Here is a 13,507-nt window from a genome sequence, read left to right on the forward strand (position 1 = left end):
GTGTCGATACTCTCGACGCATGGGGGAGTTCCGGGATCGGGTCAAGTCAAGTCGGATCGCACCGGCCGCCGCTCTGCCAGGCAGGGCTCGACTCGCTGGACAGCACAGCGCGCGGGTATTGCGGCAGTCCGCGCAGTGGCTGGTCACTTCGCGCGAGCACGAGAACTTCACGTATGACCTCACCGATGTGAACCTAAGCCACCTCGCATGGTTCATCGCGGACGTCGCGGAGGTGCCGGTCGATGAGGCCGAGGGCTACTTGCAGGAGATCCAGGATGACGCGGCCCTTCGCGGTGCCTTGGAGGCCCGAGCGAGGGCCGGTACCCAGCCGGGCCTGGCAGACCGCAAGGTGATGTACGGCCGCCGAGTGGGCTGGTATGCCCTCGTGCGAGCGACGAAGCCAAGCCACGTCGTGGAGACGGGCACGGACAAGGGGCTGGGTGCCTGTGTCCTGGCCGCTGCACTGCTCCGCAATGGATCAGGGCGACTGACGACGATTGATATTGACGCTGCCGCCGGCCACCTCATCGCGGCGCCCTACGACACCGTCACAGACCTTCGTATCGACGACTCGATCGCGGCGATCGGAAAGCTTGAAACCGTGGATCTGTTCCTGCACGACAGCGACCACTCACCGGGACATGAGCGCCGTGAGTTCGAGGCGGTCTCGGCGAAGCTCTCCGACTCCGCGCTGGTGCTGTCGGACAACTCTCACTCGACCACAGAGCTGCAGGACTGGGCTCGTCGTACGGGCCGCAGCTACTCCTTCTTTGATGAGCGGCCGAAAGATCATTGGTATCCCGGTGGCGGGATCGGTGTCGCGCGGGCAGTACTTCGACCAGCAGCAAGTCACCGCACGTCGGGAACGTGACGAACACGCGGCATCGAGCAGTTCGGTGCTTGTCCGGCTCATTGCGCCAGTCGAGCGGCTGCCTTGGCATCGGCTTTGCCCGCCCGTCGAGAAGGACACAGTCCACAGCGGACGCGCGATGGTCTCCACGGTCGACGCGGCCCTCACCCGGCCACGTGTAGATGGTCTGGTCGCAAGCCTCCAAGTCCGTGCGACATAGACCCTGCAGTCGGACAAGACCCGATCGAGCACCCGCGCCGAACCCTTGCGGATGCCACGTCGTCCCATATCCCTCGCCTCGGGGTCGGGTGGCGCGAGCATCCGGCTCCCGACCCGACTGCACCGATCCAGCGGCAGATGAGGGCCATCGACGAGCCCCAGCCCAAGTGGAGCTTCCTGTCGTCGACGACTCCAGGTCACCAGCTCCCGGCCGAGTGCAACTAGGTTGATGCGGCGGGGGCGGCCCCAGGACTGCGGCGGGCAGCGACCAGCAGCGCGACCCCGAGGGCGGTCCCCAGCGTGTTGGCGACGAGGTCGCGCACGTCGGCCACCCGGTGGGGCAGGAACAGCAGCTGGGCGAGCTCGATGGCGCCCGACGTGGCGAGGCCGAGGGCGATGACCGCCCAGGCGGGCCGGTGGGGCCAGAGCAGGCTGACGAGGATGCCGAACGGCACGAACAGGGCGATGTTGGCGAGGAACTCCGTGGCGCTGTAGGTCAGTGCGATGCCGGCGGAGCTGATCCAGCCCAGGACGGTGCGGACGAGGTCGAAGCCGTCGTCGTCGGCGAGCCGGGGCCACAGGGTCACGCGCGCGAGTCCGACGAGGTAGACGCCGAAGAGCGCGATCGTCACCCGCCGGCTCCTCGTCACGGGCCCAGGGTAGGCGACCCCGACTGTCATTACGCAGAGTAATGATCTAAAGTAAGGATCATGCCCTCCTCCCGTGACCTCGCCGGCGAGCTCCGCATCGCCATCGGCCGGGCCTCGCGCAGGATCCGGGCGGAGCGGGGCGAGGCCGGGCTGACGGACCCGCAGTTCACCGTCCTCGCCTGGCTGACCAAGGAGGGTCCGCTGACCCCGGGCCAGCTGGCGGAGCGCGAGCGCATCCAGCCACCGAGCATGACCCGCACGGTCAACTCGCTCGTGGACCTCGGGCTCGTCGCCAAGGCGGAGCACCCGACCGACGGCCGGCAGGTCGTCGTGAGCTTGACGGACGCCGGTGTCGCGGAGGTCGACGAGACCCGCCGCCGGCGGGACACCTGGCTGGCGGATCGCCTCCGACAGATGACCAAGGACGAGCGCGCGCTGCTCGTCGACGCCGCCGAGCTGCTGCGGAGGATCGCCGCTTCATGAGTCCCACGTTCTCCTCGCTGAAGTTCCGGAACTACCGGCTGTGGTTCGCCGGGGCGCTGGTGGCGAACGTGGGCACCTGGATGCAGCGCGTCGCGCAGGACTGGCTGGTCCTCACCGAGCTCACGGACGAGTCCGGGGTGGCGGTCGGCATCACCACGGCCTTGCAGTTCGCGCCGGTGCTGCTGCTGTCCCCGTACGCGGGGCTGCTGGCGGACCGGGTGGACCGGCGCAAGCTGCTGATCGCGACGCAGGTGGGGCAGGGGATCCTCGCCGCCGGGCTGGGCATCCTGGTGCTCAGCGGGCACGCGCAGCTGTGGCAGGTGTACGTGTTCGCGCTCGCCCTCGGGTGCGTGACGGCGATCGACGGGCCGGTGCGGCAGACGTTCGTGGCCGAGCTGGTGCCCGCGCACAAGCTGTCGAACGCGGTGGGGCTGAACAGCGCGTCGTTCAACGCTGCCCGGCTCATCGGCCCGGGCGTCGCCGGGCTGCTCATCGCCGCCGTCGGCACCGGGTGGGTGTTCCTCATCAACGCGGTCACGTTCGCCGCGACGATCTTCTCGCTGACCCGGATGAGGAAGTCGGAGCTGAGCCCGATGCCGACCACCGCGCGCGCCAAGGGGCAGCTGCGCGAGGGCATCGCCTACGTGCGGGGGCGCAGCGACATCCTCGTGATCATGGTCGTCGTCGGTGTCGTGTCCACGTTCGGCCTCAACTTCCAGCTGACCAGCGCGATGATGGCGCGCAGCGAGTTCGGCATGGGCGCGGGGGAGTACGGGATCCTCGGCTCGGTGCTGGCCATCGGGTCGCTGACCGGCGCACTCCTGGCGGCGCGACGGGAACGGCCCCGCGTCCGCCTGGTCATCGGCGCCGCGTTCGGGTTCGGCATCGCGACCGGCGTGATGGCCCTCATGCCGACGTACCTGACGTTCGCGATCGCCTGCATCCCCGTCGGGCTGGCGTCGCTGACCATGATGACGGCCGCCAACGCGACCATCCAGCTGAGCACCGACCCTGTCGTACGCGGGCGCGTGATGGCGCTGTACATGATGGTGTTCCTCGGCGCGACGCCCATCGGGTCGCCCATCGTCGGCTGGATCGGCCAGACGTACGGTCCGCGCTGGGCCATCGGCATCGGCTCGATCTCCGCGCTCCTCGTGGCCACCGGCGCGGCGCTGTGGGCGTGGAAGAAGTGGGACGTCACCGTCCGGTACCACGTGCGCAGCCGGCCCCACCTCGAGGTGCTGTACCCGGCGCTGCCCACGCAGCGCGCGCAGACGGCCGCCCGGCTGGGTGCGCAGGAGGCGGCGGACCGCCAGACCGCGGCGTGACGAGGACCTCCGATTCGGGGGGACGAAAGGCTCATGTTCGGCGCCGAAGGTGACGATTACGGTCCTTTCGGGCTCGCACGGCGCGAGCCGCACGGTCGCCACTGCACAGGTGGGCGACCACGTCTTGCAGGGGGAGTGGACATGCGGCGCAACGGCACCGTGCTGGACCGTCGACGCAGTGCCCGGGTGCGGCGGCTGCTGGTCGCCACCGGTCTGGCGGCGCTCGTCGTCGCCGTCCCGGTCGTGGGTGCGTACGCCGAGGTGCCGGCCACCGGTGTGACGGTCACGGGCCGGGTCATCGGTCCCGACGGGGCTGCCGTGCAGGGCGCCAGCGTCACGCCGCAGCTCGACGGCGTCGGCAGCCTGCCCGCGGTGGTCACGGGCGCCGACGGCGCCTACGCCCTGCGCAACCTGGTCCCGGGCTCTTATGCGCTGCTCGTGGGCGCGCGGCCCGACACCGGTCTCATGTCCGGCTACTACCCGGACGGTGGCACCCCGGAGGTCCCGGCGCGGCTCACCGTCACCACGGCCCCCACCCAGGTGGCGCCGGACACCCGTCTGCAGCGAGGCGCGACGGTGGCCGGGACGATCCGACGGCTCGACGGGACCCCGGTGCCGTACGCGGACGTGTGGGTCGACCTCGTCGGTCCGGGCGGTTACAGCTTCCCCGCTACCACGGACGCCTACGGCAAGTACCGCGCCGTCGGGGTGCGCTCCGGCAAGGTCACGGTGTGGGCCGGCTCGACGCTCAACCAGGAGTGGGGTTCCGACTACTCGGGCATCGGCACCTTCTACGCGGGCGCCACCGGCACACCGCGGCGCTCGCAGGCCACGCAGGTGGTGACGACCGCCGGCGGCTCTCTGACGGGCATCGACATCAAGCTCCCGCCGCGTGGCACGGCACCCGCCGCGCTCGCCATGACCCTCTCACCGGCGCAGCCGACCTTCGGCCGCCCGGTGACCGTGACCGTCCAGGCGTCCGGCGCGGCCGGCACGCCGACGGGCACGATCGACCTCGCCGCGAACGGGTTCGTCGGCGACGCGGCGCTGGACGCCCAGGGGCGCGCGACCGTCACGTTCACGCCCGACGCCGGCATCGACTACGTGGAGCTGACCGCCTCGTACGACGGCAGCGCGACCTATGCCGCCGCGTCGGGCTACCTCGACTTCCAGCCCGGTGAGCCCGTCGACGCGGGTCCGGCGCCCACCGTCACCGCCGCCTCCCCGTCGACGGTCAGCGCTGCGGGCGGCACGCGCGTGACGCTGACCGGCACGGGCTTCGACTCGACGGCTGCCGTCTCCGTCGACGGCCTCGCGGCGCAGAACGTCGTCGTCGACTCGGCCACGTCCCTGCGCGCGACCGTCCCCGCGCACGCCGCGGGTGCGGCCCCCGTCGTCGTGACCACGCGGACGGGCGGGCCCAGCGCCGCCACGAGCCTCACCTACACGATCGAGCCGACGACGCTCACGCTGGTCACGTCGGCCGCCACGGTGGCGGTCGGCAAGCCGGTGACGTTCACGGCGACCGTCACCGCGGCCGCAGGGCCGCCGACGGGTCCGGTGCGGTTCAGCGTCGACGGCGGGACGGCGGTCGAGAAGTCGACGGTCGGTGGGGTCGCGACGTACTCGTCGTCCAGCCTCACGACCGGCAGCCACTCGGTCACCGCCACCTTCGCCGGCGACGGGACCTACAGGTCGAGCACCGCGTCGGTCTCGGTCGTCGCCGTCCCGCCGCCGCCGATCGTCTCGGCTGTCTGGCCCGCGGTCCTGACCACGGACGGCGGCGTGCGGGTGGCGGTCACGGGTACCGGCCTCTCCGACGCCACGGTGGTCACGTTCGGCGGCACGCCCGGCACGGGGCTGCAGGTGGTCTCGTCCACCCGGGTGACCGTCGTCGCGCCCGCCCGTGCCGCCGGTACGGCCCAAGTCCGTGTGACCACGCCGGGGGGGACCTCCACGACGAGCCCGTCGTTCCTCTACGTCGACGTCTCGGACGGTCTGGTGTCGCAGACGCCGCAGCGCGCGGAGTTCCGACGGGACGTCGTCCCGAACGCCCCGATCTGCCTGCAGATCACCGGGACGAACGGCGTCCCGATGGGCGCGACCGGCGTCGTGCTCAACGTGACGACGGTGACCCCGGCCGCTCCTGGCCACGTGCTCGTGTACCCGGACTCCGACGGCACCGGGGCGACCCCGGCGCCGGTCGGCTCGACGGTGAACTTCGAGCCCGGTGCGGACGTCGCGAACGCGGCGTTCGTGGAGCTGCCGGCCAACGGGAAGGTCTGCTACGTCTCCCGGGGTGGCAGCAGCACCGTCGGCGTGGTGCTCGACGTCACGGGCTTCACGATGCCGGGCTCCGGGATCGTGACGCAGGCCTCGCAGCGACTGGTCGACACCCGATCGGGTTCCTCCCACGTCGGGAGCGTCACCGGACCGGTGGCGCCTCGCACGGTCCAGACCGTGCAGGTGCGCGGCGTGGCGGGGGTGCCCGCGGACGCCAGCGCGGTGATCCTCAGCGCCGTGGTGACCAACGTGACCATGCCTGGACACCTGCGCATCTACCCGGCGGGCCCGGACGTGCCCAACACGTCGGTGGTCAACTACGCCCCCGGCAAGGACAAGGCGACGGCGACGATCGTCAGCCTGCCGGCGTCGGGGAAGATCTCCTTCTACTCCGACACCAGCCTCCCGGTCGAGGTGGTCCTGGACGTCACGGGCTACGTCGTCGGGGGCAGCACGTACACCGCGATGCCTCCGAAGCGCGTGCTGGACTCACGGTCGGGCAGCGGGCACCTCGGCCCGATCCCGGGTGCTCTGGCAGCCCAGACCGCCTATCAGGTCCGCCTCGCGGGCTCGGGCGGGATCCCCGCCGACGCGACCTCCGTGGTGCTCAACGTGGTGGCGATCGGCCCCTCCGCGGTCGGCCACCTGCGGATCTACCCGAGCACGGGCGCGTCGACCATCCCGCCGGACGTGTCGAGCATCAACTACGTGCCGGGACGCGACATCCCGAACCTCGTGGTGGTGGCCCTGCCGGAGAGCGGCATCGTGAACCTCTACTCCAGCATGGCCCCCGGGGGGTCGGTGCACCTCGCCGTCGATGTCGTGGGGTACGTCCCGGCCGGCTGACCGCGGCACGGCTGACCGGGTGGATGCCCGGGTGAATTGCGCCGTTGTCGTCCCGTCCGGGTTGTCCGGGATGTCACGCTCGGGTGGTGACTGCTCCCGTCGACGAGCCGCGCGCGCCCGAGGCGAGCGCTGCCGTCGACGAGCCGGAACCCGCTGCTCTGCCGTCACGCCGCGTGACTGCGCGTCGCGTCGCGTTCGCCCTGCTGGGCGTCCTGGTCCTCCTGCTCGTCGCCGCGGGGTGGCTGGCGGTCCGCGCTTACCAGGCGGGCACCTCGCTGCTGTCCGCCAAGGACGTGGTGACCGAGCTCCAGTCGGACGTCGCCGGCGGTGACACCGACCAGCTCGAGGCGCGCCTCCCGGAGCTCCGGGCGGACCTGGCGACCGCGCGCACCGCGACCGCGGACCCGGTCTGGCGCCTCGCGGAGCACCTGCCGTGGGCCGGCGCCAACTTCGAGGCGGTCCGCGTGGTCACGGTCTCCCTCGACGACGTCGTGCGCGACGCGCTGCCGGCGCTCCAGCAGGTCGACGACGTGCTCGCGTCGCGGCAGGCGCCGGGTGCCGACGGCCGCATCGACCTCGGGCCGTTGCTCGCGGCGGCCCCGGACATCGTCTCGGCAGCCGAGGGTGCGCACCGGGCGCAGGCGGCGGTGGTCGCGATCGACACCGGCGCGCTGGTCCCGCAGCTGGTCGGTCCCGTCGAGCAGCTGCAGGACGGGATGAGCCAGGTCGCGGGTGCGCTCGACGCGGGCGCCCAGGTGGCCACGCTGCTGCCGCCGATGCTGGGCGCCGACGGGCCCCGCACCTACCTGCTGGTCTCGCTGAACTCCGCGGAGCTGCGCAGCGCGGGCGGCATCGTCGGCGCGTTCGCGGTGCTGCACGCCGAGGACGGCGCGCTGTCGCTGACCGACCAGCGCTCGACCATCGACCTGAAGGGCATCGACGCCCCGATCCTGCCGCTCACCGACGAGGAGCTGACGGTCGACACGGACAAGCTGGGCCGCTGGGTGCAGGACGCGGTGATCACCCCCGACTTCCCGCGCAGCGCACAGCTGCTCGCCGCGCGCTGGGCGCAGGACATGGGGCAGACGGTGGACGGCGTGATCGCCGCCGACCCGGTGGGCGCCCGCTACGTGCTGGAGGCCACCGGACCCGTGACGGAGCCGGGCGGCAGCACGATCACCGCCGCCGACGTGCTCCAGGTCCTGCTGCGCGACGCATACCGCGACATCGCCGAGCCGGCGACCGCGGACGCGTTCTACGCGGGGGTGGCGGTCGCCATCTTCCGCGCGGTGGGTGCCGGGCAGGGCGACCAGCAGGGTCTGGTGACCGCGCTGGCCCGCGCCGGGAGCGAGGGACGGATCCGGCTCTGGTCGGCGCACGCCGACGAGCAGTCGACGCTGGCGGCGACGACGATCGGCGCGGCGTTCCTCACGGGTGACTTCCCCGACGCCGCGGGCGTGTTCCTCAACGACGGCACGGCCGGCAAGCTCGGCTACTACCTGACGACGAAGGTGACGGTCGAGGACCTGCAGTGCAGCGGCGTCGAGCCGACGGCGACGGTCCGCCTCGACCTCGACTACGACCCGCCCGAGGACGTCGCCGCCCTGCCCCTGTACGTCACGGGTACCGCGCCGACGGGTCTGCCGGTGGGCACCCTGTCCACCAACGTCACCGTCTACGCCCCGGTGGGGGCGTCCCTGCAGGCGCTGGGCCTGGACGACGGGTACGTCTCCGGCACCAGCGCGACCGTGGCGGGTCGCGGCGTGCAGGTGGTCACCTCGACCCTCAGCCCGGGCGCGTCGGAGACCTACCGCGTCACGGTCCCGGTCCGGGACGGGGTGATGTCCGTGTGGACGACCCCCACGCTGACCAGCCCGGGGTTCGTCACCGCATCCTGCTGAGGCGAACGGGTGAAACGGACGTTTCGGACGAAATCACCCGATAATTCGCACCGGTCGGGCCCTTCTAGCGGACACAATGAAACCGAAATGTCCGATTCCTAGACGGGGGCGATCCCATCATGGCCAGACTCATCCGCGGCGCGCTCGTCGCGATCTTCGCGGTCCTCGTGGGCCTTGGTGGCACGATGCCGGCTCACGCAGCCGTTGCACCGTCCCCGAGCCCGACCGTCGAGCTGAACGACGCGTGCGTCAACCCGACGGACTCGTACGGCGTCAAGCGCGTGTGCCAGCTCGACGTGCAGGTCCTCGCGCCCGTGTGCGACAACGAGGTGCCGAAGCTCAGGTACAAGGTCGTCGCCACCGGCACGCCGAACACCAAGGTGACCATCACCTGGATCAACCCGAGCGGCCCGGACGTCGTGTACGCCGACCTCCCGCTCGAGGGCACGGTCAACTGGCCGGGCGCCGTCCAGGACTCCAGCGGCCGCGGCATCGACTGGCCGGGCTGGACGCAGAAGTCTGACGGCTCCTGGGTCGAGGGCGACGAGTTCGACTGGGTCCGCCCCAGCGTGAACGTCCTCTTCCAGGTCAACCCGGAGGCGACCGTCTCGGTGGGCTACCCGCCGTCGAGCCCGAGCTGCAACACGAACCCGCCCGGCGAGGAGGTCCTCGCCTCGAACACGACGACCGCCGTGCTGTCCGCCACCGGCTCTGACGCCGGCCCGCTCGCCGCTCTCGGCGCCGGACTCGTCGTCATCGGCGCTCTGGCCGTCGCACTGGTGGCGATCGCCCGCCGTCGACGCGCGACCTCCTGAGCGACCGCTCCGACGACAGACGCCCGCCCCCCGTGCTGACCACGGGGGGCGGGCGTCTGTCTGGGCCTGGAGCGTCAGACGAGCTGCGCCACCACGTGGTCGACGCAGGCGGTGAGCGCGAGCACGTCGTCCGGCTCGACCGCCGGGTACATGGCGACCCGCAGCTGGTTGCGGCCCAGCTTGCGGTAGGGCTCCACGTCCACGACCCCGTGGGCGCGCAGGACCCGGGCGACCGTGGCCGCCTCGATCTCGGCGTCGAGGTCGATCGTCCCGACGACGTCGGAGCGCAGCGCCGGGTCCGCGACGAACGGCGTCGCCCAGTCCCGGGACTCGGCCCAGCCGTACAGGTGGCCCGCGGAGGTCGCGGTGCGCTGCGCCGCCCACGCCAGGCCGCCGTTGCCGAGGATCCAGTCGAGCTGCTCCGCGAGCAGGACGAGGGTCGCGATGGCCGGGGTGTTCAGCGTCTGGTCCAGCCGCGAGTTGGTCACCGCGGTGGTGAACGACAAGGACTCCGGGACCCAGCGGCCGCTCGACTCGATCCGGGCAGCCCGCTCGATCGCGGCGGGGGAGGCCGCGGCGAGCCAGAGGCCACCGTCGGACGCGAAGGACTTCTGCGGCGCGAAGTAGTACACGTCGGTCTGCGCGACGTCGACCGCGAGACCGCCCGCGCCCGACGTGCCGTCGACGAGCACCAGCGCGCCCTGCGCGCGTGACCCGGCGACCCGCCGCACGGGCGCGACGACGCCGGTCGACGTCTCGTTGTGGGGCCAGGCGTAGGTGTCGACGCCGTCCGCGAAGCCCGGCACCGCCACGCCACCGGGGGCGGCGGAGGTCACGACGGGTTCGCCGACGAACGGCGCGCGCCCCGCGGCGGCCGCGAACTTGGCGCCGAACTCGCCGAAGGTCCCGAAGGCCGCCCGGTCCTCGATCAGGCAGAGGGTGGCCACGTCCCAGAAGAGGGTGGAGCCGCCGTTGCCCAGCACGACCTCGTACCCGTCGGGCAGGTCGAGCAGCGCGGCGAGGCCCGCCCGCACGCGACCGACCAGAGCCCGCACCGGCGCCTGGCGGTGGGACGTCCCGAGCAGGGCGGACGCCGGGCCGGCCAGGGCGTCGACCTGGGCCTGCCGGATCTTGGAGGGACCAGAGCCGAAGCGGCCGTCCGCAGGCAGCAGGTGCGCGGGGATCGTGATCTCGTGAGCAGCGGGCACGAGGCGAGGATAGGCGGTGCCGGCCCCCGACCGTCGGCCCGACCAACTAACCTGTGCACAGCGCGGCGGCCCGCTCCCTGAGCGGATGCTGCGCGACGATGACGCGACGCGGGAGGCCTGAGCAGTGAGCGACCTGATCGACACGACGGAGATGTACCTCAAGACGATCTACGAGCTCACCGAGGAAGGCATCACCCCGCTGCGCGCCCGCATCGCCGAGCGGCTCGGCCACTCGGGCCCCACCGTCTCCCAGACGGTCGCCCGCATGGAGCGCGACGGCCTCGTCGTCGTCACCGGCGACCGCCACCTCGAGCTGACTGCGGTGGGCGAGGGCAAGGCCGTGCGCGTCATGCGCAAGCACCGCCTCGCCGAGCGCCTCCTCACCGACGTCATCGGCCTGGAGTGGCCGTACGTGCACGAGGAGGCCTGCCGCTGGGAGCACGTCATGAGCGAGCGCGTGGAGAAGCGGCTCGCGGCGCTGCTCGACCACCCCCACTTCGACCCCTACGGCAACCCGATCCCGGGGCTGGGGGAGATCGGCGAGGAGACCACGCGGGAGACGTTCCTCGACGGGGTCACGTCCCTCGTGAGCTACCGCGGCGGGGTGGGGTCCGACGGCTCCGAGCGTGCCGTGGTCGCGCGGATCGCGGAGCCCCTGCAGGTGGACGTCGAGCTGCTGACGAGGCTGGCGGAGGCGGGCGTGCTGCCGCACCAGGAGATCGTGATCGAGCGCACCGACGGCACCGTGACGGTGTCCCGGCCGGGCTCGGAGACGGTCCTGGACCTGCCTGAGGACGTCGCGCGGCACATCTTCGTCGGGACGCGCTGAGCCCGTCCGGCGCCCGCACCGAACCCGCTGTGACCCCCGTCACACTGCGTCTGTGCACCCCCTGGGAGCCCCCTGTACGGCACGGCCGTGACCTTTCGGGCAGCCCTGTCGAGGGCATCGTGTGCGCGCTCCCACGCCCCTGATCGGCGTCTTTGCAGGTCACCTCGGCGATCCGCGACGCGGTGCAGGTCGACCGTCCAACAAGAAGCAAATCTCTCGTGACCAGAACGTGACAATCGCGGTGAGGGTCCTGTACGTTCGACCTGCTTACCCGGAACCCTCCTCCAGGAAAGCCCTCGAGCGGAACGCCTAACCCTGCCGCCGCCACGAGGTCCGCACTGACCGCCGGCAGGGGCGGGGGACCCAATTGCGGGCACCGGAAGTTCGGTGTCCTTGGGGTGAAGCCGGAGATCCGATCTCGATCGGGGACACGGCCGGGTGTTCTCCCACCCGAACCCGACAGCTGACCTCGTAGGCATCAGGAGAGGCAACGCGTGACCGTGAGCACCACTCGCGCCCGCCATCGTGCGGCGCGCCGTCCTTCGACGCCACTGACCGAGTTCGCTTCGGCTGCCTCGGACCAGATGGGAACCGTCGGACGCCGTACTGCTGTCGTCGTCGGTGCGTCGGGACTCGTCGTCTCGATGCTCGGCTCGTCCGCCAGCGCAGCCACCGGGGGTGAGGCGGGCGCCCTGCCCGCCGTCGACACTGCCGCTCTGACCGCGTCGGCACGCGCGGTCCTGAACACCTCGCCGGTGGTGACCGCTCCGGTCGAGGCCGCGTGGACGTTCGACGCCCCCGTCGTCACGGCCGAGACGCCCCCGCCCCCGCCGCCGGTCCGTGCGGCTCCCGCCGCGTCGCGCAGCACCACCCGCGCCGCGACCGCGGCGACGACGGCCCCCGCGGAGACGAACAACGCGATCCCGCAGTCGGTCTCCGGCAACGCGGTCCTCGAGATCGCCGCCCGCTACGTGGGCACCCCGTACCTCAGCGGTGGGACCACCCCGGACGGCTTCGACTGCTCGGGCTTCACCAGCTACGTCTACGCGCAGCTCGGCATCACCCTGCCGCGCACCTCGTCGGGCCAGAAGGCCGCGGGCACCATCGTCTCCCGGGCGGACGCCCAGCCTGGCGACCTCATCTGGAGCCCCGGCCACATCTCGATCTACGCGGGTGGCAACGAGCAGATCGACTCGCCCCGCCCGGGCACGACGATCCAGTTCCGCGCCATCTGGCAGAGCTCGCCCGTCTTCATCCGGATCGGCTGACCCCAGCCCTCCGCCGACGAGGCCCCGACGACACCGGTCGTCGGGGCCTCGTCGCATTCCGGCACCGGGTGCGGCCCTCCGCGAGGGGCGGCGCGTACTCTGGCCGTGCACCACGTGAGTTGCTTCGCTTCGCCGGGCCGGCAGCCAGCCGGTCCGACCCCCGAGGTCGGGAGAACGCCGTGCTCATGAATGCGTCGAAGCTGTCCACCGAGGCCGTCGGTGGGGCAGTGTCCGAGGTCGGCTCACCAGGGCTGATCGCGTCCGGAGCACGCACCCTGCTGCTCAACGCCAGCATGGAGCCGCTGTGCATCGTGAGCCTGCGGCGTGCCGTGGTGCTGGTGATGACCGGCAAGGCGACCGTGCTCGAGACCGACGGCCGCGTGCTGCACTCCGAGCACGTGGCCGTGCCTCTGCCGGTCGTCCTCTGCCTGACCCGCTACGTCCACGTCCCGGTACGCCGTCCCGTGCCCCCCACGCGGCGCACGGTGCTGCAGCGGGACGACCACCGGTGCGCGTACTGCGGCGGCGGGGCGGACACCGTCGACCACGTGCACCCGCGCTCACGCGGCGGGCGGCACGAGTGGACGAACGTCGTCGCGGCCTGCGTCCGGTGCAACCACCGCAAGGCCGACCGGCTGCTGCACGAGATCGGCTGGGAGCTGCCGTTCGTCCCGCGGGCGCCGCGGTGGTCGGTGGCGTTCGGGACCACGTCGGTGCGCTCCGAGCCGTTGTGGTCGGCGTACGTCGTGGCCTGACTCTCGTCTTCGTCAAGGATCCACCAACGTATGGCATCATTCCGGCTACTCATGGGTGCGCAGCGTCACCGG

Annotated in this window: 11 protein-coding genes and 1 riboswitch; of the genes, 9 read left to right on the plus strand and 2 right to left on the minus strand. The window is 72.0% G+C overall.

Annotated features, from left to right (window positions below; genetic code table 11):
- The first annotated feature begins 19 nt into the window (after nt 1-19).
- The gene (locus ASD16_RS11745; RefSeq protein WP_055917128.1) at nt 20-871 is read left to right on the plus strand and encodes a class I SAM-dependent methyltransferase; all 852 of its coding nucleotides are present in this window, start codon (nt 20-22) and stop codon (nt 869-871) included.
- A 419-nt stretch (nt 872-1,290) separates the two neighbouring features.
- On the opposite strand, the gene ASD16_RS11750 is transcribed toward ASD16_RS11745, so the two are convergent.
- Complete coding sequence (locus ASD16_RS11750) at nt 1,291-1,719, minus strand: VanZ family protein (RefSeq protein WP_235523256.1); 429 nt, start codon at nt 1,717-1,719, stop codon at nt 1,291-1,293.
- Nucleotides 1,720-1,779: 60 nt separating this feature from the next.
- On the opposite strand from ASD16_RS11750, the gene ASD16_RS11755 reads away from it, so the two are divergent.
- The 5 genes from ASD16_RS11755 to ASD16_RS11775 all read left to right on the plus strand — a co-directional run bounded on the left by ASD16_RS11755 (nt 1,780) and on the right by ASD16_RS11775 (nt 9,375).
- On the plus strand, nt 1,780-2,202 hold the full coding sequence (locus ASD16_RS11755; RefSeq protein ID WP_055917134.1) for a MarR family winged helix-turn-helix transcriptional regulator: 423 nt from the start codon (nt 1,780-1,782) through the stop codon (nt 2,200-2,202).
- Nucleotides 2,199-3,530 carry an MFS transporter gene (locus tag ASD16_RS11760; RefSeq protein ID WP_055917137.1) on the plus strand — a complete coding sequence of 444 codons (1,332 nt, stop codon included), beginning with the start codon at nt 2,199-2,201 and terminating at the stop codon, nt 3,528-3,530. Before ASD16_RS11755 ends, ASD16_RS11760 begins: the two co-directional genes overlap by 4 nt.
- A gap of 141 nt (nt 3,531-3,671) precedes the next feature.
- Nucleotides 3,672-6,659 (plus strand): Ig-like domain repeat protein, encoded by a 2,988-nt coding sequence (locus ASD16_RS11765; RefSeq protein WP_162250304.1) that lies wholly within the window; start codon nt 3,672-3,674, stop codon nt 6,657-6,659.
- Nucleotides 6,660-6,745: 86 nt separating this feature from the next.
- On the plus strand, nt 6,746-8,560 hold the full coding sequence (locus ASD16_RS11770; protein WP_055918348.1) for a DUF4012 domain-containing protein: 1,815 nt from the start codon (nt 6,746-6,748) through the stop codon (nt 8,558-8,560).
- Between the two features lie 119 nt (nt 8,561-8,679).
- Nucleotides 8,680-9,375: a hypothetical protein gene (locus tag ASD16_RS11775; RefSeq protein ID WP_055917141.1), complete on the plus strand. Its 696-nt coding sequence runs from the start codon at nt 8,680-8,682 to the stop codon at nt 9,373-9,375.
- Nucleotides 9,376-9,449: 74 nt separating this feature from the next.
- On the opposite strand, the gene serC is transcribed toward ASD16_RS11775, so the two are convergent.
- Nucleotides 9,450-10,583, minus strand: a complete 1,134-nt coding sequence (serC, locus tag ASD16_RS11780; protein ID WP_055917144.1) for a phosphoserine transaminase — start codon at nt 10,581-10,583, stop codon at nt 9,450-9,452.
- 124 nt (nt 10,584-10,707) lie between these two features.
- Here serC and ASD16_RS11785 point away from each other — a divergent pair, with 124 nt between their 5' ends.
- From ASD16_RS11785 to ASD16_RS11795, 3 genes are all read left to right on the plus strand, one after another.
- A complete protein-coding gene (locus ASD16_RS11785) occupies nt 10,708-11,412 on the plus strand; it encodes a metal-dependent transcriptional regulator (protein ID WP_055917147.1) in 705 nt (234 codons plus the stop codon).
- A 326-nt stretch (nt 11,413-11,738) separates the two neighbouring features.
- A riboswitch (cyclic di-AMP (ydaO/yuaA leader) is annotated at nt 11,739-11,904 on the plus strand.
- Nucleotides 11,905-11,906: 2 nt separating this feature from the next.
- Nucleotides 11,907-12,680 (plus strand): C40 family peptidase, encoded by a 774-nt coding sequence (locus ASD16_RS11790; RefSeq protein WP_055917152.1) that lies wholly within the window; start codon nt 11,907-11,909, stop codon nt 12,678-12,680.
- Between the two features lie 293 nt (nt 12,681-12,973).
- Nucleotides 12,974-13,435 carry an HNH endonuclease gene (locus ASD16_RS11795; RefSeq protein WP_055918351.1) on the plus strand — a complete coding sequence of 154 codons (462 nt, stop codon included), beginning with the start codon at nt 12,974-12,976 and terminating at the stop codon, nt 13,433-13,435.
- Nucleotides 13,436-13,507: the final 72 nt, after the last annotated feature.

The organism is Cellulomonas sp. Root485 (assembly GCF_001426705.1).
GTDB lineage: Bacteria > Actinomycetota > Actinomycetes > Actinomycetales > Cellulomonadaceae > Cellulomonas.